Annotated in this window: 21 protein-coding genes and 1 tRNA gene; 7 read left to right on the top strand and 15 right to left on the bottom strand. The window is 37.4% G+C overall.

Annotated features, from left to right (window positions below; translation table 11 throughout):
• Positions 1-6: 6 nt before the first annotated feature.
• On the bottom strand, positions 7-1,917 hold the full coding sequence (gene ftsH / locus ACMAYS_RS01340; protein WP_103217196.1) for an ATP-dependent zinc metalloprotease FtsH: 1,911 nt from the start codon (positions 1,915-1,917) through the stop codon (positions 7-9).
• A gap of 144 nt (positions 1,918-2,061) precedes the next feature.
• Positions 2,062-3,219 (bottom strand): tRNA lysidine(34) synthetase TilS, encoded by a 1,158-nt coding sequence (tilS, locus tag ACMAYS_RS01335; RefSeq protein ID WP_158246813.1) that lies wholly within the window; start codon positions 3,217-3,219, stop codon positions 2,062-2,064.
• Positions 3,220-3,310: 91 nt separating this feature from the next.
• Between tilS and ACMAYS_RS01330 the strand changes: the two genes are divergently transcribed.
• The 3 genes from ACMAYS_RS01330 to ACMAYS_RS01320 all read left to right on the top strand — a co-directional run bounded on the left by ACMAYS_RS01330 (position 3,311) and on the right by ACMAYS_RS01320 (position 7,653).
• Positions 3,311-3,387 (top strand) — tRNA-Met (locus ACMAYS_RS01330).
• A 230-nt stretch (positions 3,388-3,617) separates the two neighbouring features.
• Positions 3,618-4,808 carry a hypothetical protein gene (locus ACMAYS_RS01325; RefSeq protein WP_412462583.1) on the top strand — a complete coding sequence of 397 codons (1,191 nt, stop codon included), beginning with the start codon at positions 3,618-3,620 and terminating at the stop codon, positions 4,806-4,808.
• Complete coding sequence (locus ACMAYS_RS01320; RefSeq protein ID WP_103217193.1) at positions 4,795-7,653, top strand: hypothetical protein; 2,859 nt, start codon at positions 4,795-4,797, stop codon at positions 7,651-7,653. The genes ACMAYS_RS01325 and ACMAYS_RS01320 overlap by 14 nt, the downstream gene beginning before the upstream one ends.
• 40 nt (positions 7,654-7,693) lie before the next feature.
• Here the strand turns inward: ACMAYS_RS01320 and ACMAYS_RS01315 are convergent, their stop codons facing one another.
• On the bottom strand, positions 7,694-8,209 hold the full coding sequence (locus tag ACMAYS_RS01315) for a TetR/AcrR family transcriptional regulator (RefSeq protein WP_103217192.1): 516 nt from the start codon (positions 8,207-8,209) through the stop codon (positions 7,694-7,696).
• Positions 8,210-8,338: 129 nt separating this feature from the next.
• Here ACMAYS_RS01315 and ACMAYS_RS01310 point away from each other — a divergent pair, with 129 nt between their 5' ends.
• A complete protein-coding gene (locus ACMAYS_RS01310) occupies positions 8,339-9,961 on the top strand; it encodes a YiiX/YebB-like N1pC/P60 family cysteine hydrolase (RefSeq protein WP_392992009.1) in 1,623 nt (540 codons plus the stop codon).
• Between the two features lie 58 nt (positions 9,962-10,019).
• Positions 10,020-10,775 (top strand): DUF3050 domain-containing protein, encoded by a 756-nt coding sequence (locus tag ACMAYS_RS01305; RefSeq protein WP_412462582.1) that lies wholly within the window; start codon positions 10,020-10,022, stop codon positions 10,773-10,775.
• On the opposite strand, the gene ACMAYS_RS01300 is transcribed toward ACMAYS_RS01305, so the two are convergent.
• A complete protein-coding gene (locus ACMAYS_RS01300; protein WP_412462581.1) occupies positions 10,758-11,714 on the bottom strand; it encodes an NAD(P)/FAD-dependent oxidoreductase in 957 nt (318 codons plus the stop codon). The two genes, ACMAYS_RS01305 and ACMAYS_RS01300, sit on opposite strands and share 18 nt — an antisense overlap.
• Positions 11,715-11,835: 121 nt before the next feature.
• Here ACMAYS_RS01300 and ACMAYS_RS01295 point away from each other — a divergent pair, with 121 nt between their 5' ends.
• A complete protein-coding gene (locus ACMAYS_RS01295; RefSeq protein WP_412462580.1) occupies positions 11,836-14,202 on the top strand; it encodes a Tex family protein in 2,367 nt (788 codons plus the stop codon).
• 136 nt (positions 14,203-14,338) lie between these two features.
• On the opposite strand, the gene ACMAYS_RS01290 is transcribed toward ACMAYS_RS01295, so the two are convergent.
• The 11 genes from ACMAYS_RS01290 to ACMAYS_RS01240 all read right to left on the bottom strand — a co-directional run bounded on the left by ACMAYS_RS01290 (position 14,339) and on the right by ACMAYS_RS01240 (position 25,805).
• Positions 14,339-14,746, bottom strand: coding sequence for a hypothetical protein (locus ACMAYS_RS01290; RefSeq protein WP_392992016.1), 408 nt, complete (start codon positions 14,744-14,746; stop codon positions 14,339-14,341).
• An 18-nt stretch (positions 14,747-14,764) separates the two neighbouring features.
• On the bottom strand, positions 14,765-15,127 hold the full coding sequence (locus ACMAYS_RS01285) for a hypothetical protein (RefSeq protein ID WP_412462579.1): 363 nt from the start codon (positions 15,125-15,127) through the stop codon (positions 14,765-14,767).
• A 166-nt stretch (positions 15,128-15,293) separates the two neighbouring features.
• Entirely contained in the window at positions 15,294-15,812 is a 519-nt protein-coding gene (locus ACMAYS_RS01280; RefSeq protein ID WP_412462578.1) for a lipocalin family protein, read from the bottom strand.
• Between the two features lie 20 nt (positions 15,813-15,832).
• Positions 15,833-16,960 carry an MBL fold metallo-hydrolase gene (locus ACMAYS_RS01275; RefSeq protein ID WP_412462577.1) on the bottom strand — a complete coding sequence of 376 codons (1,128 nt, stop codon included), beginning with the start codon at positions 16,958-16,960 and terminating at the stop codon, positions 15,833-15,835.
• Complete coding sequence (locus ACMAYS_RS01270; RefSeq protein WP_412462576.1) at positions 16,960-18,060, bottom strand: ABC transporter permease; 1,101 nt, start codon at positions 18,058-18,060, stop codon at positions 16,960-16,962. Before ACMAYS_RS01270 ends, ACMAYS_RS01275 begins: the two co-directional genes overlap by 1 nt.
• Before the next feature lie 77 nt (positions 18,061-18,137).
• The gene (locus ACMAYS_RS01265) at positions 18,138-20,255 is read right to left on the bottom strand and encodes a 3-hydroxyacyl-CoA dehydrogenase NAD-binding domain-containing protein (RefSeq protein ID WP_392992024.1); all 2,118 of its coding nucleotides are present in this window, start codon (positions 20,253-20,255) and stop codon (positions 18,138-18,140) included.
• Positions 20,256-20,282: 27 nt separating this feature from the next.
• Complete coding sequence (locus tag ACMAYS_RS01260) at positions 20,283-21,572, bottom strand: thiolase family protein (protein WP_103217178.1); 1,290 nt, start codon at positions 21,570-21,572, stop codon at positions 20,283-20,285.
• Positions 21,573-21,697: 125 nt separating this feature from the next.
• Complete coding sequence (locus ACMAYS_RS01255) at positions 21,698-22,717, bottom strand: OmpH family outer membrane protein (protein WP_103217177.1); 1,020 nt, start codon at positions 22,715-22,717, stop codon at positions 21,698-21,700.
• Positions 22,718-22,856: 139 nt separating this feature from the next.
• Entirely contained in the window at positions 22,857-23,108 is a 252-nt protein-coding gene (locus tag ACMAYS_RS01250; RefSeq protein ID WP_103217176.1) for a Flp family type IVb pilin, read from the bottom strand.
• 11 nt (positions 23,109-23,119) lie between these two features.
• Positions 23,120-24,448 carry a hypothetical protein gene (locus ACMAYS_RS01245; RefSeq protein WP_103217175.1) on the bottom strand — a complete coding sequence of 443 codons (1,329 nt, stop codon included), beginning with the start codon at positions 24,446-24,448 and terminating at the stop codon, positions 23,120-23,122.
• A gap of 13 nt (positions 24,449-24,461) precedes the next feature.
• Positions 24,462-25,805, bottom strand: coding sequence for a hypothetical protein (locus tag ACMAYS_RS01240; RefSeq protein ID WP_412462575.1), 1,344 nt, complete (start codon positions 25,803-25,805; stop codon positions 24,462-24,464).
• A gap of 197 nt (positions 25,806-26,002) precedes the next feature.
• On the opposite strand from ACMAYS_RS01240, the gene ACMAYS_RS01235 reads away from it, so the two are divergent.
• Positions 26,003-26,905, top strand: a complete 903-nt coding sequence (locus ACMAYS_RS01235; protein WP_103217173.1) for a hypothetical protein — start codon at positions 26,003-26,005, stop codon at positions 26,903-26,905.
• Positions 26,906-26,979 lie beyond the last annotated feature (74 nt).

The raw sequence follows: 26,979 nt of genomic DNA, 5'->3' as shown, positions 1-26,979 counted from the left end.
TTTCGATTATGCTAATTTTGGATCGTCAATTGGTTTAGAAATTGTCGACTCACCTGCTGCTTTTTGAGAAGGTGCTTGTTGGTTATTAACCTCTTCAACTAAAGGAACACCAATATCTTCACCATCGATTAAAGACTGAATTTGTTTTGAATCAAGAGTTTCCCAAACAATTAGTCCTTCAGCAATTCTATCAAGTGCATCACGGTGATCAGTTAAAATCTTTTTAGCAACTTTATAGTTCTCATCTAAGAAACGTGTGATTTCTGTATCGATTTCACGTGCTGTCTCTTCAGAGTACCCTACACCTTCACTTGGTGCAGTTGAACCAAATGGAGAATTACCTGGTTGATGGAAGTTACGAGGTCCCATTTTAGAACTCATCCCCCATGAACAAACCATACTAGAAGCAAGTTGAGTTGCTCTTTCGATATCATTTGAAGCACCATTTGAGATTTCGTTAAAAACGATTTCTTCAGCAACACGTCCACCCATTAGGAAAGCAATGAAGTTTTCAGCTTTCTCAAGTGTTAAGTTGTGCATGTCTTCGTTTGGAAGAGTTTGCGTCACACCTAAAGCTCCTCCACGAGGCATAATAGAAACCTTATGGATAGGATCAGTCTTTGGAAGATTCATACCAACAAGAGTGTGTCCTGCTTCGTGGTATGCAGTTACTTTCTTTTCTAGATCAGAAAGTACCATCGACTTTCTTTCAGGCCCCATTAGAACCTTATCTTTTGCTTGTTCGAAATCGATCATTTGAAGAACCTTCTTACCGTAACGAGCAGCAAATAGAGCAGCTTCGTTAACAAGGTTTGCAAGGTCTGCACCTGTGAATCCAGGAGTCCCCTTTGCAATTACCTCAAGATCAACAGCTGTATCAAGTGGAGTTTTCTTTGTATGAACCTTTAGGATTCCAAGACGTCCGCGAACATCTGGAGGTCCAACAGTTACACGTCTATCAAAACGACCAGGTCTAAGAAGGGCCTTATCAAGTACGTCAATTCTGTTTGTTGCAGCAATAAGAATAACACCTTCATTTGATTCAAAACCATCCATTTCAACAAGAAGTTGGTTTAGTGTTTGTTCACGCTCATCGTGTCCACCACCCATACCGTGTCCACGGTGGCGTCCAACAGCATCGATCTCATCAATAAAGATAATACAAGGAGCATTCTTCTTACCTTGTTCAAATAGGTCACGTACACGAGATGCACCAACACCGACAAACATTTCAACGAAGTCTGAACCTGAAATAGAAAAGAATGGAACACCTGCTTCACCAGCAACAGCTCTTGCAAGAAGAGTTTTACCTGTACCAGGAGGACCTACTAGGATTACACCTTTAGGGATCTTACCACCAAGATTAGTGTATTTCTTTGGATCCTTAAGAAAGTCTACAACCTCTTCTAGTTCTTCTTTTGCTTCTTCTACACCTGATACATCAGAAAATGTAACTTTCTTATCGTGTGGAGAAAGCATACGTGCTTTAGACTTTCCAAAACTCATTGCCTTGCCACCACCTGATTGAAGTTGGCGAAGGAAGAAAATAACAATGAGGAATAGGAAAATCATCGGTCCCCAGTGTAGCAAGAAAGTTGTGATAACGTTTTGTTTCTCTTCCGCTTCGTACTCTGGATAGATTCCGTGAGTTTCTAAAATTTTAAAAGTTTCGGCACCTGTCGTTCCTGTCGCTTCAAACCAAGCTCCATTCTCATAGCCGTCCTTAAACTTTCCTAAGATCTTGTCCTTACCCTTTAGAACAACTTTATCAACATGTTTGCCTTTAATTGCACTAACAAAGTCCGGGTATGTCACAGGCTTGTATGCCTGGCGGCTTTCAGAAGAAATTTTAGCGATGGCCGCAAACATAAGGATTAAGATAATCCATAGGAGGAGTGTTTTGTTTTGTCCTTTCATTAAAATCCTTTTTAATTAATTTTCAAATTAACTATTAATCAAATATTCACTAACTAATTACAATTCTTAATAAAATATAAAGCTATATTGTAACCTTATAGTTATTAAAATGGTATCATTTTAGTGAGTGTCAAGCCTAGTAATTTAAAGCCAAACTAAAACTTTACCGCTTTTACGCCATGAATAATGAACTGGAAGACTAATTTCAGAAAAGAACTTGTTTAGGTTCCCATCCCTATCAGCTATCGGACAAATCTTAAGCGAATGCTTAGTATTAGTGTTATTTGATAGAAATGGAACGCCTTCAGGAATCTGCGAATGATTAATGCTAAAATTAATCTTATGACCTTTCTTGACCACGGCCAAATGATTTTTAAAATTAAATACTCGTAGCCCACCGCTAAAGCTTAATGGCCCAATACTCGAAGACTTTACAAGAGAGCGTAGCTTATCAAACTGTGAATGAGTTCGCCCTTTTGATGAATGAGATTGTGAAAGAATCGCCTGCTCAATGCCCTCACTAATTTCACCATTATATGAAATCACGATCCCCCACTGACGCTGAATAACCTTGAAGTCTTGTGCACGACTAAGCTCTTTTTTAATCATTTTCAGCTTATTCATGCGATTACAATAGTGTTTAAGGTGTCCAGGAAAGCGTGGAGCAATCTGATTTGCAACAAGACTTCTTATAAAGTTGCGTTCGTAGCGTAGGTCTTTATTAGAGGCATCTTCAAGCCACTCTAGCCTGGCCAATTTAGCATACATGAGAATCTGTTTCTTAGAGAATGCAAAAAGTGGCCTATAAATATAGCCATTACGATACGGCATACCTAAATCAATCTGCTTTGCCGAAGATTTAAACTGCTGCATAAGTGACCATTCAAAGCAGTCATCAAGATGATGACCAGTAAGAAGTAACTCTCCCGCTGCTAGATTCGACAATAATAGTTGATACCTTTTTTGGCGTGCAATAGATTCGAAATTCCTTGTCTTTAAAGATAAGTGTTCAACCTTATATGTCTTAAATTCGAGGCCATGTCTGTTAGCAAAACTTGATATCAGCTCAACTTCGTCTTCAATCTCTTTTCTTGTGCCATGATCAATATGTAGAAGTCTAAGTTTCTTGGCCCCTGCTTGAACCAGTAGATGCGCTAAAACCATAGAATCAACGCCACCACTACAGGCAACGGCCATAGGTCGAGATAGATCAAGGCCCATATCAACGTTGAATTTCTTAAAATGAGAAATCATCTTAGCTTCAAGCGAATGTGATTTTTTTTGTTTAGGTTTTAGATTCATCGCCATTATTTTCACAAAATTTAACTTTTTGATAAATTATAATATTGACATACGAGGCGCAAGTCATTAATATCCTAATCAATCGAAATGTGCGAATGTAGCTCAGTTGGTTAGAGCGACGGATTCATATCCCGTAGGTCGGCAGTTCAAATCTGCCCTTTCGCACCATTCTCCTCTTATCTAATTCCAATAAATTACAAATTACTTCTTAGACATAACAAATCAGTGTTTGTTCATTTATTATACAGTGTTCAGCTCGTTAACACTAACTTCCTAAACTAAATTTCGATACTTACACCACATTTCAGCAGTTTAAACTTTTTACACCTGTGAACTTGTTTCATTACACATGGCATCATTCATGCATCTATTCTAGTATCAAAACAAATAGGAATGACATGATTAAAGCGAAAAACGTAACTAAACATTTAATTTTACTGGCCTTACTAAGCCAGGCACAAGCTTTCGCACAGAACGAATCGGCAAAAATCTTTACAGAAGGGCTTAGCTCTACTCTAAAGACAGCAGGATTCAAAAATGTAGGGCTAGAGCTTGGGGCGGATTATGGTGCTCTTGATTCAAGAACTGATAAAGGAAGTGTTTATCAGACAAAGATGAACCTAGAGCTTGAAGCAGAGGTTGTTGAAAATATCGACTTTAACTTCAGTGGTGGTTTTAGCTATCAATCAGGTAACTCTTCTTCACAAGAAGCAGAAAGAGTTAAAACTTACAAGCCAAAGTTCACTTATGACTATGGTTATTTTGATTTTAGGCCACTTAGTTTTGTAAAGATCAGTGCAGGTGCTCTTGATAACTCAACTAAGCGTCAATATATCTCTCCATTCATTAACGGTGGAACATCGTTTATTGGTGCAAGAGAAGTGATTGCAACTAAGGTTGGAAACTTCTACCTTCGTCTTCAAGCAACACAAGCTAAGCCACAAAATGCAATTTTAAGAGAAACTTTTAATATTGATGATTCAGGTGATCCACAATTCTTCTCTGAGTCAGCAGACATTAGCTACCTTACAAAAGCTTTACGCATTGGTGGTGCTGTAGGTAGTTACCGCTACAAGAAACTTTCAGGTGATCTTGCTAACAAAGACTACTACTGGGGGAACTCTGTAAGCATCGGTACACCAATTGATCAAAGTCTATACCTTTATGACTTTACAGGAATCTTTGCTAATGCAGGAATTGAAATTGCTTTAGGAGATAACTCTCTTAAGCTTTCAGGCTCATATATTAAAAACACTGAATCAGTAGTTCCAGATGATAAGAACACTGGTTACTCATACAGAGCAGATTTCAAAACAAATATGGGTGACAAGAAAATTACTCTTTCTGCCCTAGCATTTGAAAACCAAGCAGATACTGCTCCAGCTTTCTACCGTGGTGGAATCTTTTCAAATGACTACAAAGGATATGCCGTAGGATTTGAATTAGAAACACAAAAAGGATTTAGCACAGAATTTAATTATATTAATCGCACTGTACTTGGAAACCTTGACTCAGCGTACTTAATTGATGGTTACAGTGACGAACAAGTTTATACAATCTCCCTAAGGAAAGAATATGACATTTTGTAAGAACATGAAGAACATCACTCTCCTAAGCATCTCAATGCTTGCACTAACAACGCTTGTTAGTTGTGGAAGTGACACTTCCAACGACGAAAGACAGCAACTTGCAAGACAGCTTAAGGCTTCTGCAAATGAAAGTGCTCTTGTGTCTGTTTCACGCTTCACAGTAGAAGGAGTAACAGAAGATAAGGCATCAATGAAGTCAAGAATCGCTTATGGTAAGACGTTTCATGTAAAAGCATGTCTAAGTTCAAAACTTGGAAAGAGCTTACAGTACCAAACTTTCTACGTATCTGGTGAAAACTTTCAAACTGTAGAAAGAACTGCTGATGACAATAGCTGTATCTTTTGGGATGAGCCAATCACTATGGACTACTCTCTTCCAAACACTTACCTACCAATGGGTGAAAGAGTAGTAACTCTTGCAACAAGTGCTAATATTTCATACGACCTAAAACTGTCGATGAATCAGTATACAAATAGCATTATTCACAGAAATAACTATGTGATGAAAACTTCTCTTAACAAGAACCGTCTAAGTGCAGACGAGATCATCAATGTTAAGAACGTTAAAATCACTCCTAAAGGTTTTGGTCAAGTTGATCCAAGAAATGATAATTTAATTATTGATCAAAAAGTTGTTGTAAATGGATGTTTAAACCTTAAGGCAAATGGTAGCTCACTATCAAACGAATTTGTTAAAGCAAGACTAATCAACCTTGAAAAACAAGAAAACGGTGAAGAGCATGCAGTAACTGAAATGTATGACATTACTGACGGTCAATTAGATGAGTCAGGTTGTGGTGAAATCAAGTTCTACCTTGAGCACGAAAGATACACAAACACTCGTCGTATTCCATTTAACCTAGAAATTGAAGTTCAAAATGAAACACTTCAAAATGCAAAAGTAACACGTGGACTATGTCTTTACCCATGGTCAAATAACGGTTGGATTTTTGCTGAGGTTTCAAGAACTGGAAAGTGTGAAAAAGATAATAACAACCAAAGAGCAAGGCTATTTGTTGATGAAGTTAACTATAGCTTCCTTGGACACGATAATAATAATGGTTTCCACCTTAACAAGAACCTTGATCTAGTAATTGAGAAGTCATTCATTGTTAAGATGTACCCAAAAGTTAACTACGGTAACTACGTACACCACATGAACCCAATTGAGCCTTTCTACCAAGGAAAGCTTAAGCTAGAAGTATACTTCCTAGCGCCACTACAGGGTGATATTGATTTAACAAATGAGAACAAGCACAAGTTTAAACTTATCTCAGTTGCTTCACGTGAAGTAGAAGTAGAAAACAACTTACTAAAGGCAAGAATTGATATGCCAATCAAGTTTGTGGACATGCCATATATCCACACGAGAACTTATGCGGCAATTAAACTTTCACCGATCTTAAGAGAAGGAGATGATCCAAGAAATGCACCTCGTCCAGCTTGGGCAGCAGGTACATTCCACGCATCATCAAAGTCTTTTCACTCAATCCTTCACACTCAACTTCAAGTGACGGATAAGTTTGAAGAGCAAGATTTCACAAATACAAAAATTGATAAGAAAATGAATGAAATGGTACAACTTGAGAACTACCTAGAGAAGCTATCAAACGATGTAAAAGGTGTGACAAAGAAAGATATCATTGCAGCTAAACTAGCTCCTCGTTACAACAAAAGTTCTGAGGCGATCTTCTCTGACGAACTTAAGAAGCACGAGCTTTTTGATGAGACAATTAAAGTTGATCACACTGGACTGAACAAAAAACTTATTGAAGAAAATAAGCTTACGACGACTGAAATCTCTAAGCTATACGAAGACCAATACGACTCAGCAACACTTGCTAAGCTATGTGGGACATTCTTTAGCCAAGAAAAAACAGGTCTAATCTGGAAATCTTACTCAGACTACAATATGAAAAAGTGTATTGAGTCTCCATGGGAATTCATGATGATTACACCAGTAAGTCACGTACAAGAGATTCTTTCAAAACCAAGAGTTAGCCACTCGAATACTATTAGAATCTCAAAATCAACTGGTAGCGGAACTTACTTTACTGAAAACAGAAGAGTTGGATTCTCTCACGGATATAAAACAGGTGTTGGTGCAAAACTTGACTTCAAACTTCCATTTGGAGAAAAGTTACCAGTAAGCGGTGGAGTTGGTGTATCAGCAGGATACGACTGGTCAACGGCATGGTCACTAGATCGTTCAAATGGTGATAACAATAGAAGTGACAGCGGACAATCAATTGATCTATACGCTGAAGCAATTACACTAAACTTTGAAGCAAGAACACACCAGTGTTTTATGATCGAAGGAACATCAAAGTTTAAAGCAGAATGGATCTCTGATAAGTATCCATCAAATCACGGACTTGGTGGTAGATTAGTTTACAACACTGTTAACAATCCGATTCGTTACAAAGTATGTAAACCAAGTGCAGGAAAAGAAAGACTAGAAGAAACATGGTACTTTACAGGTGAAGGTTTCCAATTCAACTCAATCTTAAGAGATAGACTTGGAATGACTGAAAACCAATACACAATGATGTTTAGAGGAAGAAAGACACTTTATAAGTTTACTGACTTCCTAGCAAAAGCTTCAAGCTCGATGTTTAACATCAAAGAAAGAAAGACTCAGTCACCAGATGTTTATATGCTAGATGTGTACAAGAGTTATAAAGAAGCATTTGATAGCAACCATGACTTAATCGATGACCAAGCAATTCCAGGTACGGTTGAGAAGTATGACCCAATTAAAAACGGCGGAGACCACAACTTCTCAGAAGACAAGTGTGAACTTCCACCAGATCAGTACAATCACGCATCAATTGATTTTTGCTAGAAATAAAAAAGGCCTCTTAAGAGGCCTTTTTCTATTTTAATTACTTTGCTTCAAAGCTGTCATATTTGGAAAAGATATAATCAAGAGTATCATCATCCACATCGCGGTAAAGACATACCCCTAATTCCATAAGATAAATTTTTAAGTGCTCACGAGGATCAACGTTAGGATATTTCTTCTTTAGAAGTTCAAATAACTCGGCCTCGGCTTCCACAATAATATCAGACAATTCATTACCAGCACCCTTATTGATCATATAAAGTGCTAACAGATATGGCATTTGAATGATTTGCTTTCTAACTATTTTAATACGCTCACGAATTCCAACAGAGTTTTCCTGAGATAGGTTAAAGATACGAGCAATCATATACTTAACCGCTTCCTTAAGGATTACATCCTTTTCCTTACCTAAATAATAATAGATGAGTGAGCGAGTAACATCGGCCTCTTTGGCCACCTCGGCGATTTTCCAGTTAAGGTGTCCCTTAGCAACTTCTAATTTGGTTACTGCATTTAAAATTCGATAATGTACTTCTTCACTTTTATTGCTTGTCATAAATAAATCTCTCTATACCCGATAATAATACTTAAGTTTTAAAAGGTAAAATCCGATAAAAATTTATTGAGTCATGTTCAATTTTGATTATTTAGCTATTTATATTTTTCAGAATTGTGGGGGAAAACAATGAAAAATCAGAAACTTACAGGGATCGCCGGAGCCATTATCGTCTCTACCTTGCTAGTATCTTGTAATCAGAAGTCTTATCGAATGCCAAGTTCATTAAAGAGCTCAAAGTTTGAATCCCTCATGCACGAGATGCACGAACAGGTATCCAAGGGCGTAAAATCTCCTGCAGAATGTGCGACAAAGACTCAACATTACTACAATCGCCTCTTTTCCATTAAATCAACAGATATCGATTTTTCTGAATTCTCGCAGTATCAAATGCAAGATTTCGTGAATGCATCCTTTAATATTCGCCTTGATCTCAAGGAGAAATTAAAAGATCTCAATAGTACTAAGGAACTTGATCAAGATGAAAAGCAATGTCTTAAGGGTGTAAAAGATATTTTTAGGGCCCTACGCTATCTTGAGGACTACTTTATTGAGTCCTACTATGCCTCAAGGCCTAAGGGAAAAGTACCGCGCAAATTTAGCACATTAAATTTTGATGGCGACTCTCCTATTCACTTTATGGTTAATCCTGAATATAGTTTTTCAGGCCCGAGAGATCTCAAATCAGGAGATATTATTCTATCACGCGGGAATGCCTACTCAAGTGCCGCTATTGCTCGAATCGGCGATGATGACCATCAATTTTCACACTTAACATTAGTATATAAAGACAAGAAGACAGGCGAGCTTTTCACGTCAGAGGCCCATATCGAAGTGGGTAATGTTGTTGCTCCCTTTCAAGTACACCTTGATCAGGCAAATTCTAGAACTGTTGTCTTTCGTCACAAAGACGCTAAATTAGCGCATTTAGCGGCCAAAGAGATGCATGAGCGTTTCTCTAAATTTACTAAGAAACACGATAAAAATATCCCATACGACTTTGCCATGGACTATAACGATGACTCGCAAATCTTTTGCTCTGAAGTTATTTATCATGGTTACAAAGTTGCCAGTGAAAAACTTTCTGGAACAGCTATGGATATCCCAGAGTTTAAAACGAGCTTTAACCCGGCCCTACTTTCATTTCTACAAGACTTTGGTCTCCAAGTGACAAGTGAAAATATCGCAAAGTTTAAAACATTCGGCCCTGGCGAAATTCAATTTGATTCACGCTTTGATCTCGTTGCCGAATGGAGAAATCCAGATAAACTTAAGGATACACGTTACAAAGACGCAATTCTTTCAAAGATTTTTGAATGGATGGAAAAGGAAAGATATGAATTTGATCCTAGCTTTGGAACAAAACTAGGTAATGATTTTGCTTGGCTTGCACGTCGTTCAGTTATCAGTCGCGGTATTATTAAATTTGTAGCAGGTGTAAACTTAGAAGAGAAATTTCCACTCAATCTAGGTTCAAAACAGATTGATCTCTTTGTTGTTCTAGACCAAGTTGGTGAGAAGCTCTACGAAAGGATTGCAAAGGCGGAGAAAGAAGCAGGAGGAATCCTCTCTTTTAATGAAATGTTTCAAGAACTTGAGAGTTACCGAAAAGAAGACCTAGATAAGTACATAAAATATATTGAAGACAAGAAGTATAATCAAAAGCTTCAAATGCAAGGTGGTCGACGCAATGGCCCAAGAAGACGCCGCTCATTAAGTAGGCCTGATTTCCACCACTTATTTCACAACTAAAGCTAAAGGGTTAATTCGCACTTTAAGAGTTAAGTAAATTACGCTATATTGGCCGCATATGAAAACGGTCAATATAGCAATTCAAAACGCCCACAACGAGCTATGCGCTCACCCACTTTATTCAAATATCAACGATATTGATGATGTGAAAATTCTTATGAAGTGGCACGTCTTTGCAGTATGGGATTTCATGTCTCTATTAAAAGGCCTTCAACGTGAAGTGACATGTGTGTCAACGCCATGGATGCCTTCAAAGTATGACAAAGAGTGCGTTCGTTTCATTAACGAGATTGTTTTAGGTGAAGAAAGTGATGAAGATCTAAACGGTGGCCATATTGATCACTTCACAATGTATTTAAATGCGATGAAGGAAGTTGGTGCTGATACAACGCCAATTGAAAACTTCTTTAGTGATTTCTCATTTGATGAGCTCCCTCAGGAGATCGCAAAATTTACGGCATTTAACCTAAACCTTGTCACTAACGCCCATCCAAGTGCCGTTGCTTCAGCATTCTTTTATGGAAGAGAAAACCTGATCCCTGATCTGTTTCAACCATTTGTGAATGTTTTAGAAGAAAAGAATATTGATGCTCCATATTTTAAACACTACCTTGTTCGTCATATTGAACTTGATGGTGACGAGCATGGTGACCTTGCGGGAAAACTTCTTTCACAGCTTTGTGACACTGCTGAAAAAGAAGAACAAGCAACGCAAGTAGCACTTGATTCACTTAAACTTAGAGCACAGATGTGGGATTATGTTCTAGAAGAAATTAGAGCAAACCGTTCAGAAAACTTAGAGCCTATCCACTAATTCTTTTGCTAGAGAAACTCCAGCGCTCCAACCGTTCTTATATAGAGCGTTTAGAGCGTAGACACCTTCACAAACCTCACCACAAAAAGGTGTGCGTCTCTTACCTTTATGACGAATTCCTGTGTGAATCATTGGTTTTTCAAGATTTTTAAATTCAGGAAATAAGCCTTGAAAGATTTCTAGTTTCTCATACACTTCTTTAGGAGAATGAAGATGAGAAAGTCCCTCAATTGAATTTGCACCAAATAGTAGAAGATTATCCTGAGCACGATAAATAAGATTAAAGTGACCACGAGAAATCACAAAGGATTCTTCGTTTAAATCGATATCCCAAGTAAAGTAAGTGCCTTTAACAGGCTTCCCCTCTGGTAAACTCTTATCTTTAAAGATTAATGACGTGTAGGCACTTGTTGCTAATATAATTTTTTGAGCATTGAAGCTTCCAATATTAGTCTTAACCTTGCCCTTATTAACGCCACTAACTCTTGCCCTAATTTGTTCGACATCAGTTTTAAAGAAATTAAGGAATTCGTCAGGATTGATAACATATGCATCTTTAGCAACAGTCTGCTGATTCTTAAACTCAATAAAGTCTGCACCATAACGGGCCTCAAATTGCTTAAACTTTAGAGGATCCTCTTTAATATTTGGAGGAAGATAGAATTGTTTACAGCTATAAACTCCAGATGGCCTATTTATTTCAACGAAGTCTTTTAAGAATTCATGAGCATGAAAGAGAATATTTCCAAGCTTCGAAATCCCTTCTTCAAATAATCCGAATGATACAACGCTTGTCGTGCGTCTCGAACAAGCTGGAAACGCCTCGTCATCATATACTTGAGCGATTCTTGCCGTTGGATATTTTTTTGTTAAGAAATATAAAATGGCGCGGCCAGCAATGCCATCACCAACTACTAAATAATCGAATTCATTTGTCATAATAACTTCTTACATCAATATTTTTAAGTTAACCAGTCGAATTTACTCAAGTTTTCCATTGTCATTCCAAATTCAATAACTATACAATTTTAATTCAAATTTAGTTAATGGAGTATGAATTATGTCAGAGACGACAGAAAAAGCAGCAAAAAACCCAATGGATATCATCGATCAAAATGCCGTCCTATTTTGTGTAGACAACACAGATATCACAGCGAAACAAATCATGGCCGTACTTGCCATGTTACTTGTTGAAGACTGTACTGTCCCATTCATCACACGTTACCGTAAAGATAAAACAGGTGGTTTAGATGAAGAACAAATCCGTCTAATCCAAGAAAAATACGACGAATATATTGAGCGTGAAAAACGCCGTGCTTTCATCCTTGAGGCCATCACAAAACAAGAGATGATGACACCTGAGATTGAAAAGAAGATTAAAGCAGCGACAAATATCAACCAACTTGAAGATATCTACGCGCCATTTAAGTCAAAGAGAAAAACAAAAGCACAAATTGCTAAAGAAGCTGGGCTTGAGCCATTTGCAATCCTAATGAAGACTTCGAAGCTTCCTATGCCAGAGCTTGCAAAAGAGGCCTTAAAATTCATTAATAAAGATAAGAAAGTTGCAACTTTTGAAGATGTATTAAAAGGAGCATGCGATATCATCATTGAGGAAATCGCACACGATACAGAGCTGAAAGAGACTCTTCGAAATGATTACTGGGCACAGGCAATGATTAAGTCATCACCAAGAAAAGGTTATGAGGAAATCAAAGACTGGCAAAAATACAAAGACTATTTTGAGTATGAACAAAAAGTAGCGGATCTTCGTGATCCAAAAGCGGCCCACAGATTCCTAGCAATCCGTCGTGCACAAACAGAAAAAATTCTAAAAGTAGAAATCGTATTTGATGAAGAATACGCAAATAATATGATTCTTTCAAAACACTTTGCTGACACTGGTGTTACAAGCTACAAAGCACTAGTTGACTGTGCTTCAAAGGCCTACAAAAACTATATTCACTCTTCACTTGATTTAGAAATCAAGGGTGAGCTTAAGAAGCTTTCAGATGAATCTGCAATTGACGTTTTTGGTGTAAACCTTAAAAACCTACTTCTTCAACCATACCTAGGGCCTAAGACGGTTCTTGCACTTGACCCAGGTGTTGTAACGGGATGTAAGACAGTTGTTGTCGATAACACAGGTAAGTTTGTTGTTGATACTGTTGTTTACCCTCACCCACCAAGAAATCAGGTTCGTGAGTCAGCAACAATTCTTAATGCAATGATTGAACAGTTCAATGTTGAGTATATCGCTATTGGAAACGGGACTTTTGGACGTGAGACTCTTCAATTTGTTGAAGATAACGTCACAGCAGTTAAAGATGGAAAAGTTAAAGCAACAATGATCTCAGAAGATGGTGCTTCAATTTATTCCGCATCTGCAATTGCAAAGAAAGAATTCCCTGATAAAGATGCAACTGTAAGAGGTGCAATTTCAATCGGACGTCGTTTCCAAGATCCACTTGCTGAACTTGTAAAGATAGACCCTAAATCAATCGGTGTTGGCCAGTATCAACACGATGTAAACCAAATCAGACTTAAGAAGTCACTAGATGGTGTCGTAGAAAGCTGTGTAAACTTTGTTGGTGTTGATATTAACACTGCTTCAGCTCCTCTACTTTCTTTTATCTCTGGTATTGGACCGACTGTTGCGGGCAATATTGTTAAGCACAGAGATAAGAACGGTCTATTCTCAGATAGAAGTGAAATCTTAAAAGTTTCACGTTTTACAGATAAGGTATTCCAACAGGCCGCAGGATTCCTACGTGTCTACAATGGTGCAAACCCGCTAGATGCAACATTTATCCACCCAGAAAACTACGATATGCTAGAGAACTGGGCGCAGTCGAAAGGCTTCACACTAGAGCAGTTAACAACAGATAATGCTGTTGCAAACCAACTTAAATCAGATAAGGACCTAATTGCAAAGCTTGGCGAGTTCACAGTTAATGATATCTACAAATCACTAACAGCTCCTTCTCAAGATCCACGTACAGAATTCAAGACGACGGAATTTAGAAAAGATGCACGTGAAATTAAAGATATTAAAATTGGTGAGCGATACCCAGGTATCGTAAAAAACATCACTCAATTTGGTGCCTTCGTTGATATCGGTATCAAAGAAAACGGCCTTGTCCACGTTTCACAAATGGCAGACCACTTTGTTGATAATGCTCTTGATGTTCTTAAAGTTGGACAAGAGGTTTCAGCAGTTGTTCTTGATGTTGATATGGATAGAAAGCGTATTGCCCTATCTCTAAAATCAGATGGTGCAGAAGAAGCAAAAACTTATGAGCGCCCTTCAGGTGGACCTCGCCAGAGTAAACCACGCGGTGGTGGAAAGCCTAAGATGCCAAAGCAAAACGATGCACCTTTAAAGAATAATGCATTTGCGGCGCTTGCAGGATTTAAAGTAAAGTAGGTGCGCCATTGTCTGCTCATAGGCCAGACTATTGGAGGCAACTATAATTGTATCTGAAGCAATAAAAAACTAACTTAATAAAAACAAAAGGGCCCGGTATGGGCCCTTTTATAATCAGATATATAACTTTTAAAAATTATTTACACGAAGAAACTTTTCTCTTAACAGATCTTAAAAGACTCTTTGTCCAAGAACCAAATAGTGGCTTTTTAGTAAGCTTGTAAGAAGACTCTACCTCTTGAACAATCTCTCCATCATTTATAACAAGATCCTTTAGCTTAACACTTGTATAAGCTCCTCTGTAGTGATGTACATCAGAGAAAATTGTCATATAACTCACACTACCTTCTTGTGGTAATTCATTTAAGTTACTGATTTTTGTGAAAGTATAACCTTTATCTTCATAAACTTTCATAACTTTCTGTGTTACATCAGTTCGTCCATCAACATCTGAAAGAACTAAGAAATAATGGCAATCATTCGAACTTGCATTAATGTTAGAAATAACCATTAAAGCAAAAACTAGTTTTAAAATATTCTTCATTTTCTGACCTCTCTGTTATTAATCAATTCTTTCTAAATTTACTCTTAATCCCATTCCAGTGTTAAGATCGATTGTGATCATATCCTGAATACCCATTTGCTTCCAAAAAACTAGATCAACTTTGTGGTTTTCTTCTTCATAGATCATACAGCTGAAAACAATAGAGCCATTTGAAACACGATCTTTTTCACAAGTTGTATCAACAGCAAGCTGACCAGCATAATTCATCTTAAGATTGTATTTCTCACCAGCTACGATTTCTGTAACTTCAACATTCTCATTACCAACTAATGCTTGGTCCATTTCATTTACACCCTTATATGTTGCTGAATGAGCTGAAAGTGCTGTTAGTGATAGTAGAACGAGTAATAATTTTTTCATTCGTAACCTCCATTACTATATTTTATTGAACTTAGATTTTCGTTACTAAACAAATTTAAAATACAGCAATTGGAGTCGATTTGTGAAAAGTTGAAATATTTATCACTATGGATAAAAAGTGAACAACGCTAACTACTGGGAATCTCGATTCGTACCCGCGCCCCTTTTAGTGGTGAGGTATAAGAATTAAATCACGAGTGTTGTAGCCTAGGGAATCTAGCTCTCTGATGGCCCTCGCGACGATTTTGGAGGCGTAGTCCTTAGAGTATTTGCGCGACATGATCCACAAGTACTTTTCATCAGGGACGCCGATGGCCACCCACTCGTACTTTGGATCAAGAGCAACGACAAGGTAATCAAATTTAAGGGGCCAAAAAAGCTGAATCTTCCAATGGGCATTGGTTTTTGTATCCTCGATCCAGGCCTTTTGTGTGAGGACCTTTTGTTCTCCATCTAGAGAGTCTTTATTAAAAACAAAGTTAACGTCGATACGCTTCTCTTTTTCATTCCACGTATAAGTCTCAACAGAGTTGTGCTGGCCTTCTTCTAGAAATGTGCCTCTTGCCGCTAGTACGAACCAATCCCCTATGAAGCGATCAATATCAACATAGTCCACTGTTTTATGATAAGTAGTCGAGCTACAACTTAAGAGAAAGAAAGATACGATTAAGATAAGAAACTTCAAAAGGCCTCCTACTATTTGGATTACCACCACTTCTTTGTAACATATTCTTGTTCATCAAAAGAGACAATTTCTCCTAACTTTGGTGCCATTAGCTTAAGAACACCTTGCTGAGCATATTCATCTAACTTTAAGATCGGATCATCCCATGTATGAAATGAAAGTGAAAATGCACCCCAATGAATTGGGAAATAGTACTTAGCGTTGATATCAGCATAGGCCTTTGGCCATTCTTCTGGAAGCAAGTGAACCGCAAACCAATCTGGGTTATATTGACCTGATTCCATAAACGCTACATCAAATGGCCCTAGACGAGCTCCAATTTCTTTAAAATGAATATCGTAGCCAGTATCACCACTAAAGTAGAGATTATTATTTTGAGTCTTTACAACCCACGATGCCCACAGAGTCGTATTCTCATGGGCCTGGTCACGCCCAGAGAAATGCTGAGCGGGAGTTGCAGTAAATTTGATGCCTTCAAAATCCACATCTTGCCACCAATCAAGTTCAGTAATACGAGAGTCATCTATTCCCCATCTTTTAAGATGTGAACCGACTCCAAGAGGCGTAATAATTTTGACGTCTTTCTTTTTGGCAAAGAATTTCATCGTCGTCATATCAAGATGATCGTAGTGATCATGAGAGATAATAATATAATCAACTTCCGGAAGTTCTTCTAAGCTAAGAACAGGAGGTGCAAAGCGCTTTACGAATAAAGGAACAGGAGAAGAAGAGCCCGAAAAGATCGGATCAATTAGAACAATCTTTGAATCGATATTTAAAAGAATCGTTGAGTGACCAAACCAAATCGATTTAACGTGATCTGACTTTTCTAAGAATTTCTTCATATCAGGCTTTATAGAAGGCAAAGTTTTTTCAGGATAGCGCCCTCCGCCCTTTCCTAAGAATTCAATAAACTTAGAAAAACCAAAACCATCTTTTTGAATGGGTTGCTCTTTTGTAATATTAGGTCTGCGGTTTATAAAGATTTGCTTAGAGGCATCAAAGTTTTCCGACTTTTCAAAGCTTCTTAACTCATTCTTATTCGGGTGGGCCCCGAGTGAAGACATAAACACAGAGGCAACTTTACTCATACCTGTACATCCAGAAAAACTTAATAAAATAAATAATAGAAGAAAATGTTTAAACATTAAGTTCCTACTTTTTTAACAAAACTAATGAAATTCCCATTATCCTTGAAAAATCTCCAATTGGAAAAAAGAGTGAAGATTACTGTAATAATCACAGGCACTAGAAATGAGAAGACGAACGACGATCCAGTAAAGCGTACTGGAAGTGAACGATCAACAAACATGGCCGGCATGATAACAGGAGAAAACTGCGCTAATAGCTTTAATACAATAAAACTCAGAAGATTACCTAAAGCAATTGCACAAACTGTAATAATGGCAATATTAAGTCCCCCATACTTCTTAATCTGATCCATACTCATTCCAAGGATCCAAAAAGAAGCAAAGTCATTTCTAACTCTTGCATAGAAAATTGACAGCCCTGAGATAATCGAAAATGTAACAAGAACAATCGTTGCTAAAAATAAAAAGAGAACCACATTATTTTCTAGCGCCAGAGCATAAACAAGATTCTGATTTAACTGTTCCCATGTTTTAAAGCTTGCACCTTTTGAAGTTAAATACTGCTTGAGCTCTCCTACTTCAGCGGCACCCAAAACACTATAAACCCTCAGTTTATTATAACGACGTGACTTTGCGATTGAAAATGCACTATAAGCATGTCCCCAGGCGTGAAGTTCGTCGATATCTGGGTCCATTGAATCAGTGAAATTTTCAATCATGAGAGACTTAAAGCGTGGCAGTTCACCAAAGAACACATCAGTATGGGCCGGAGAAATAAATTGAATCTTATCATCAAGTCCTGCATAAATCTTTCGACCTAAATAAGGTGATAAGAGGATTTCTTCTCTTGCAGGCCAATGATCAATGGCCTTAGGTAAAATCGTAGAAGTTTCACTTGCAACACCATGAAAAATAACAGGTGCTAAGTAGCCTTCAAGACGAATAAGGCCCTCTATTTCATACTCAAATGAATATCTTAATTTATTATCATCTAAGTAAGACTGTGTTTTTTCAAAGTCGAGATCTTTTGGAAGATCAATAATGTATCGGCCAAGAGTTTGCTTTCCACGCTCGATGCGATTGGTTTGAAGTCCTTTAAGAACTGACTGAACACTTAGGAGTGAAAAGCTTGATATGATAAGACTCGCCAAGGCCATAATAAGTAGCCTTTGGCGAGTCTTAGCTTTAAATAAGTAATTTAGAAAAAATCTAAAAAAACTTAGAAACATTTAATCTATAACTCGTAAAAAGTTGAGTTTTCATCAGCAAGCTTATTAATAAGTGCGCATGGAGTGAACCTGGCCTTACTTACACTTTCAGAAAACTTAAGCATTTCATCTCTTAAACGAGCGATCCCTTGAGTGTCTGCATATCTTAGAAGACCTCCTCTAAACGGAGGGAAACCGATACCAAAGATTAGACCTAAATCAACGTCTTTTGCTTTTGCAACGATTTTATCTTCAAGTGTTGTAGCAGCTTCATTAATCATTGGAAGAAAGATTCTCATTTGAATCTCTGTTTCACTCAGCTTCTTAGACGCTTTTGGAAGCATATTCCAAGCTTCCTGGTTAGGACCAGTTGGCTTACCTTTTTCATCGTATAGATAGAATCCCTTAGCATTTTTCTTTCCAAAGAATTCTTTTTCAAGCATTTGCTTTCCAATACCATTTGAAGCTTGACGCTCCCCTAGTCCGTCATAAATAATTTTAGAAACTTTATCACCAACATCAATTCCAACTTCATCAAGAAGTCTAAATGGGCCCATTGGCATACCAAAGTTTAGACAAGCATCATCGATATCTTTGATTGAAACACCTTCTTCTAATAAGAATCCTGCTTCATTCATATATGGCATAAGAATTCGGTTAACAAGGAATCCTGGGCCATCGTTAACAACAACTGGAGTCTTCTTAACTTTTACTACCCAATCATAAAGAGACTCAATCGTTTCATCAGAGACACCATCGTGTTTAATAATTTCTACAAGTGGCATCATGTGAACAGGGTTAAAGAAGTGTAGACCTGCAAATCTTGAGTTATCTTCAAGCGCACTTGCCATCTCTTGAACTGAAAGAGATGAAGTGTTTGAAGTAAGGATCGTGTCTTTACGAACTTTAGTTTCAGTTTCAGCAAAGACCTTCTTTTTAATATCCATATTTTCAACAACGGCCTCAATTACAAGGTCTGTGTGTTCAAATCCACGGTAATCTGTTTGAGCGCTAATTGATCTCATTTTGCGCTCAAAATCATCGTGAGACATACGCTTTCTTTTTACTGCACCAGCAAAGTTACTTGAAGCTTGTTTAAGACCGAGCTCAAGTCCTACCTGATTCAGGTCTTTCATGATTGGAAACATATCATTCTTTGCCATAAGCCAAGCGATACCACCACCCATTGTTCCAGCACCAAGACAAGCACCACGACGAAGCTTTCTTCCAACGCCCTTGGCATCGTCCATTTTCTTAGACCCTTCCATTAGGAAGAAGATATGGCGAAGGTTCTTTGATTGTTCACCAATACATAACTCTCCAAAAGCCTGAGCTTCAGAAGTTAAGTAAGATGTGCGACCTTTCATTACTCCAGCTTCCATCACATCAAGAATTTTTAGAGGAGCTTGGTAGAAACCTTTAGTTTTCTTTAAAACTGATTCACGTGCCTTTTGAAAAATAATCTTCTTTGTGAATACATTATCAGTTGCAGCGTCTTGCATTTTATCCATGAATCCACGCTTATCAACTTTCTTCTTGAAATGGTTTGGTGCAAGATCAACAAGACGCTCTTTTGCGTATACCTCGTCAACAAGTCCAGACCTCTTTGCTTTTTTAGCATTAAGAGTTTTCCCCGAAAGGATCATATCAAGAGCAGTTGGAAGCCCTACTGCTTTTGGTAGACGGAAAGTTCCACCAAATCCAGGAATTAGGCCAAGCTTAACTTCAGGAAGGCCAAGACCTGTTGCCTTGTCATCACTTACAATTCTTGATTTACAAGAAAGAGCAAATTCAAGTCCGCCACCAAGACACACACCGTGGATACAAGCAACAGTAGGCATCTTCAAGTCTTCAATGCGATTAAAGATTGTCTGACCTGCTTCAGCTCCTGCTTGTCCATCTGCTGCAGTATGCATGGTATCGAATAATTTAATATCTGCGCCTGCCATGAAACATCTGTCTTTGTGTGAAAAGAAGATTGCTCCATCTAGCTCTTTTTCTTTTGTATGAAGATCTTCAACGATATCTTGAAGCTCTTTTAATGTTTCTTCATCGAAAACAGTCATCGAAGCTTTGTCATTATAACCAAAGCCGATATATGCTTTCTTGTCCTTGATTTCAAAACTGATTCTCTTATATGTCATTGCTATATCCTATATTTTCTAAATTAATTACTTTTGTAAGTTCTCGATAATCATGGCACCACCTTGACCACCACCGATACAAAGTGAAGCAACACCAAATCCTGCTTTTCTCTTCTTTAGCTCATGAGCAAGAGTTACAATTAAGCGTGATCCAGTTGATCCTACTGGGTGTCCAAGAGCGATAGCACCACCGTTAACATTTAGTTTCTCAGCAGGAATTTCACCCCATAATTTATCAATACCAAAGAAGTCAGCAACTTTCTTATCAGTAAATGCCTTCTTAACAGCAATAATTTGTGCAGCAAAGGCTTCGTTAATTTCAATTAGATCCATTTGCTCAAGAGTCATATTAGATCTTCTAAAGACACCATCCATTGCATGAAGTGGTCCCATTCCCATACGCTCAGGCTCTAGTCCATGGAAGTGATAATCAACAACTCTTGCAAGTGGCTCTAGGTTATATTTTTTAACGGCCTCTTCAGAACAGAAAAGAATCGCTGATCCACCATCTGTAATTGGACAGCTATTTCCAACTGTAACAGTTCCTGACTTACGATCAAAGTAAGGCTTCATTTTTGCAAGACCTTCAACAGAAGATTCTTTACGTGGCCCATGATCATTCATAAGTAATTTATCTAATTTTGAACCATAGATCAGTGGCACGATCTCATCAGCAAAACGACCTTCTTCAATGGCCTTAATAGCTTTATGGTGAGACTCATTTGCATAGATATCTTGCTCTTCACGAGTGATCCCAAGTTCACGTGCAAGAAGCTCTGCAGTTTGTCCCATATTTAGGCCACAAAAAGGATCCGTTAAACCTTGTTCAATTGCAATAATTGGAGAAAGGTATGCAGGTTTAAAAGTTGAAAGAACTTTTAATTTATCACCAGTTGTTTTTGCTTTCATAAGTGAAGCAAAAAGCTCAGTCATTTGCTTACCATAAATAAGTGGCATATTTGACATTGACTCTACACCACCAGCAACAACGACATCACAACGTCCACTTGCTACTTTAATGAAAGCTTGAGAAGCGGCCTCAAGTCCTGAAGCACAATTTCTGTGAACAGAGTAACCAGAAGTCTTCTTATGAAGGCCTGCCTCTAGTGCAATAACACGTCCTACGTTTGGATACTTTGCAGGAGTACCTGTGTTTCCAAAAATAACCTCATCAACTTCATCGTCACCGATTGAAGTTCCATCCATAATATGGCGAACAAGGTAAGCACCTAAATAAGGGGCTTGAATATCTTTAATTATAGTTCCGGCTTTTGCATGAGGAGTTCTCACTGCCTCGACAATGTAGACTGGTTTCATTGATGATTCCTTTCTTCAAATTATTTTACTTGCTTAATATTGTAAGGATAATCAGTGGCAATGAAAAGTAAAAAGGCCCCTGAGCGGAGCCTTTTTATGAGAACATGGGTTTTTTAAACAATTGTTTAGAATAGGTATGAAAGTCCAACACCTAAAGTAAATGTGTCAGCATTTTCAATATTTCTAGCTTGGTCAACTAATGCCTTCTGGTTAGTTGAACCATTGTATTGTGCTTCTTCACCAAGTCTAAAAATATTCTTTTCGTAAGATAGGCCAACTTGTGCGCTAAATTCTTTAGCAAAATTAACTTCTGCTCCAAGAGATGCACTACCTGATACATACTTCATCGATTGCTTAGTCTCGTTAAAAGTATCAACTGGGTTTTGGATTTCAAAAGATCCAAAGTGAATTCCAGTTCCAACACTTAAGTATGGTTTAATCTTAGCTGAACGTGAGAAATAAAATTTACCATATCCACCAAAGTTAAACTCATTATATGAAATCTCATCATTTTGAGAATAAGAGTTATAAGCATTATAGTTATTATAATTGTAGTAACCATAGTTGTTGTAGTTACTAAGCTCATTACCTTGAATAGTAAGGTTCATAAATCCAGCGCTAATTCCGATTGAAACTCTTTCAGAAATAACAGTTTCAACAGAAGCTTGGAAATTGATCCCTGCTGTCCATTCTTTTTGCTCACCAGTAATACTCTTATATCCAGTCTCAATTGTTAGTTTATTACTAAGTTCTGGAAGTACTGGTTCTGCTACAACAGGAGCGACCGCTTGTACTCTAGCAGGTGCTGCTTGTTGATTATTTATTTCATCCATTGCCTTAAGTTGTCCCTCAAGTGCCTTTTGGATCTTGTCAGCGATACGCTTTTCTTCTTGTAGACGCATATCCTCAACATTCTTTCTCATCATCTGCTCGTGTTTCTCCTCTAGCTCACGACGTAGCTTTTGGATTTTGTCAGCTTGTGATGGTTTCTTTTTCTTTTTGTAGAACCCGTCGATATTGATTTCGTCAGTATGAACAACTTGATCTGTTTCACTTAATAATGGATCGTCTTGTTGTCCATATGAGGCTGCACTTGAAATTAGAAGTGCGGCCAATACGGCCGAGTTAATCATTGTTGTTTTCATGATGTTCTCCCTGTCTCTTTTAAATAGAGTTACAGTTTCTTATAACACATTGCGAGATTAATCTGTTCAAAAGCGAACGCTGATGAAATAATTTCATGAAAACGGAAAAAGTTCTTTAAAATTAGATAGTTAGAACTGTCTAACGAAGCCTGAATGTACGAAATTTCTTAGGATCGACCTCATTGGAGCCATCAATTCCGATAGTTTTAAGAAAACAAAGAGGATTTATACTACCTTGTTGGCATGCTTCAGGGTCGGCCTTGAAGCGAGCATCAAGAGTTTGAAAGACCGCAAAGAGAATAGAGACGACGGCCACTAGAAGTAGAAGATACTCAACTGCGGTTTGACCGCTTTGTGATTTTAGAATGGTTGTAGTGTAGCTTCTCTTCATTATACCTATACTTAAATAAAGGTTTTAAAGTCACGTGCCTCTAATAATGTTTGCGTGATGCCTAAATTATTCTTCTTTAGTGGCCCATGGTAGAAGACGCCTTTTACAGACTCGAACTTACCAGCTTGACCCATTCTGAACTTAAGATTAATCCTTGAGCCAGAATTAATCACACTGTGATTACGAAGCATGCAAGTTTCATTTGTCAGTTTACCTTTTAAAAGAGTGTCATTTCTATCAATTATCTGGTTATCTAAAAGAAATTGATGAAGTTCTTTTTCGCAGAAATCATACTTTAAGCAGTCATCAAATTGTTTAAACATTTTAATCTGACAAGTACCATCCAAGCTTATTTCTTTCCTGATAAAGACGATATCACCACCAAATGAACTTTCATTAAAGTAGTAGTAATCAGCACTGATTAGCTTATCGGCCAAGGCATAATCTAGCTTCACACAGCGATAGAGGTCAGTGATATTATGAGCGATATTTAATTTGTCTAAATTAGAGCTAAAAATTGCGATCTTTTGAGGCGCGACGACCCCTGAAAAAGACGACAATTGAGCCGCCCAAGGTCTTCTGCTAGAAAAACTAAATTCTTCAACGATATCCTCAAAGCTACTTCCTCCTAAACATTCAATAGTCTTTGTGGCCTGCTCTTCTTTTTCAAGTTGCCACTGAAACCTAAAGCGAGGAGATAACATAAGGATAAAGAAGTATATTGTTTCAAGATCTGAAAATGTTAGCTCTAATGTCTTTGTATAAACACAGCGAAAGCAACTAGCAAATCGTTGAAGGTCTTTATTAAGTCTTAAATGTTTTTTGAAAATTTCATAAATATCATGAATATAATTTGGAAGAGCTGATCTTAGAGTATTAACTGTCACCTGATGGAATGTTTTATAACGACATAAAGACTCTCCAAGGCGCTTAACAGAAGACATGAAATCTTGGTCAAACTTCTCTTGATCAATTTCTTCAATTCTTAAACGATTGATAAACTCATTATAAAGCTCAGGAAAATGACGACAAATCTGAGAGAAGTTTAAATAAGGACTAAGTCCTGCACAAAGCGTTTGCTCACTCTTATATTTTAAATAAAAAGGAGCGTGAACAAATGAATCCTTATCAAAGATTGTCGAATCTAATTCGAGATCACTGGCCCAAGCTTCAATAAATGCTAAATCTAAAGGCCCAAAGAACTTAAAATAAGGATCACTTGCCTTAATTCTTTTATCCCTCAAATAGATTGCACCAAATCCACTTTTAAGAATTTGAGTTGCTGTTAAAAAACTAGCAATATTATTTCCAATGATGAGAGTATCTATTTTTTTATTCATATATTATATTTTTTTAATTCGTTAATAATGCGATAAGCTTGCGTTTGGCCATTTCACTTTCTTTAATCATATCAGAAATCAACTCATTGGCCATCTTATTGGTGCTAGTGCTTTTTATAATTGAATAGGCATCATTCATATTATCAATCACACCAACGCCAACCCCGGACTTTACAATAGTATCGTACTCTGTCGAGCGCTTTACATTTGGCCCACAAAATATATTTGCCCCAGCAACAAAGGGTTCTAGTACAGAATGAATCCCCTTCCCATGTCCTCCGCCTACAAAGACAGTTCGGAAATAAGGATAGATCTCACATAATATGCCTCTAAGAGTGGATATAATGAGTCCAGGTCTTTGCTTATAATTTGAAATAAATGAGTCTATTTGATTATTTTCAATGATTTCTTTTGTCAGCATATGAATTGATAAATCGGGACAATGCTTTAATATAAGCACTTTTAAATTTTCAATATTATCGTCTTTGAGTACATGCGGGGCCATAAACACAAATAACTCACCTGCTCCTATCAGCTTGCAAAATTCTTGATCAGAAAAAGCATCCATTTCAACAGGCCAAGTCTGGGCCAAGCAAATTCTCTTTTCATATTCGGCCAAAGATAAGAGCTTATTCAAGTCCTCATATAAAGAATGTCTTCTAAAGAAGTGCTGACGAAAATCAATTTGCAACATTCTAAGCTCAATTGGGTGCTCTAGTTTATCAGCACTAATATCTTTACCGATAATCATATAGTCTTCATTAGTTGCACAAATAATCTTACTAAACATTGAATAGATATACTTCTTAAGGCCAGGTAAGCGTAATTCACTTATATCTGTGGTCTTTATACGTGAGCTTTTAACAGTTGCTGAAAAAAGAATAAATTCTTTCATTTTAGAGCCAAGATAAAGTAGCTCTGGAAAGAAGTCATAACGAACCATCATCATTTTCTTTGCGCTCGACCAAGCAATGATATTCTGGCGTGAAAGAAGCGGGAAATAAATCATTAGAGGCAAACGTAAATAACGAATATTTTCTCTATTGGCCTGATAGTAATCAATAACCTTATGCTCGACACTTGGAGATGTGAAAATTAGCTCAACATTCTTGCCCAAAGAGATAAGCTCGTCGGCCAAAGGTCTAATCTGCTCAAACTCTCCTTCACTTGAGAAGTGAAAGACACAGTGTGCTTTTTTTCCAAATCGAGCAAAAGGCCTACAACCTTCATCTCGATAATTCTTTCTTTCAAAGGAGACTCGAGCATAGAAAGGTCCCACTTTTAATAGATAAAGCACAAAAAATAATGGATAGAGCGCAATTCTTACAATTGCCTGAATAAGAAAAATCAATAACATAGGTATATTATAATGAGGTTTTTTCTAATATAGAAGCCAAAATAAGGTCCATTTGACACCAAAGTAATTAAATCAACATATTTTTCTGACATGTTCTTACAAACTGAAATATTAATTCACTAAATTACAATCATTTGTTGCAATTCAATAAAAAAAATTCCAATATCTACAGTCTATAAAAGAAAGAGGGAGAAAAAATGGGAATTTTAAAGGGAGCAATCATTGCATTCGTGGCAGTAAGTTCTATGGCGGCGACATCAACGTCATCAGTATCTGTGCCATCGTCAAGCTCATCAACTTCAACAGCAGCATCTTCAACAGATTCTGCAACAACTTCAGAAGCTTCAACAGGAACTTCATGGTACCAAAAATTAAAAGACTCACCTTTTAATATGCAATACCTAGTTGAAGGTTCTAACAACTTTAAACAATCGATCAATGGTTACAGTTTCTACAACTACTTATACCTTGGTTACAATATCAATAAGACATTCGCAGTTAAGCTTGTTCCATACTGGCAAACAGACTTTACTAAGAGACAAGAAAATGCAGACGGAAGCCGTACAGTTCACCAACAATACGGTGCAACTCAAGCACGTCTTTACGTTAAGAATATCCTAACTGATGAAAAGAACGGTTTTGATCTATACCTACAAAACAGAATTTACTACTACCCAGCAGCAACTAGAAATGGTTCAGGGTACGATGTAAAGAATAGACTTTACCTAATTGGTGGTAAGAAAATCACTGATAACTTCAAGATTGGAACATATGCGTTCTATGAAAATTATATCAGAAATACTGGTTCATCTAAGTTTCTAGAGAACTACTATGCTGCCGTAGCTCCAACTTATTATATCAATGATAAGTGGTATACAGCTCTATCGATTGAGTACTACCGTACAAAGAGAAAAACTGGTGCTACAGAGTCTGAAACTCTATCACTTTCACCAGAAATTGGTTACTCATTCCCAATCTGTTCTCTATCTGCAGCACTTGCTCTTGAGCCAGTTGACTTCAGAGGTGAAGACCCAGATTTCGTTGATGGTACACTAAAGAATGCTTCTTTAATCGTATCAGCATTTTTCCCAGTTTTTTAATTAACTACTCCATTTTAAATACTTACGAAGCCGACTTTAATAGTCGGCTTTGTTTTTTTAAGTCTTTATTAAAC

The organism is Halobacteriovorax sp. RT-2-6 (assembly GCF_047085025.1).
Taxonomy (GTDB): Bacteria; Bdellovibrionota; Bacteriovoracia; order Bacteriovoracales; family Bacteriovoracaceae; genus Halobacteriovorax_A.
Note: the sequence above shows the minus strand (reverse complement) of the source record. Positions and strands in the feature narration are given on the sequence as shown.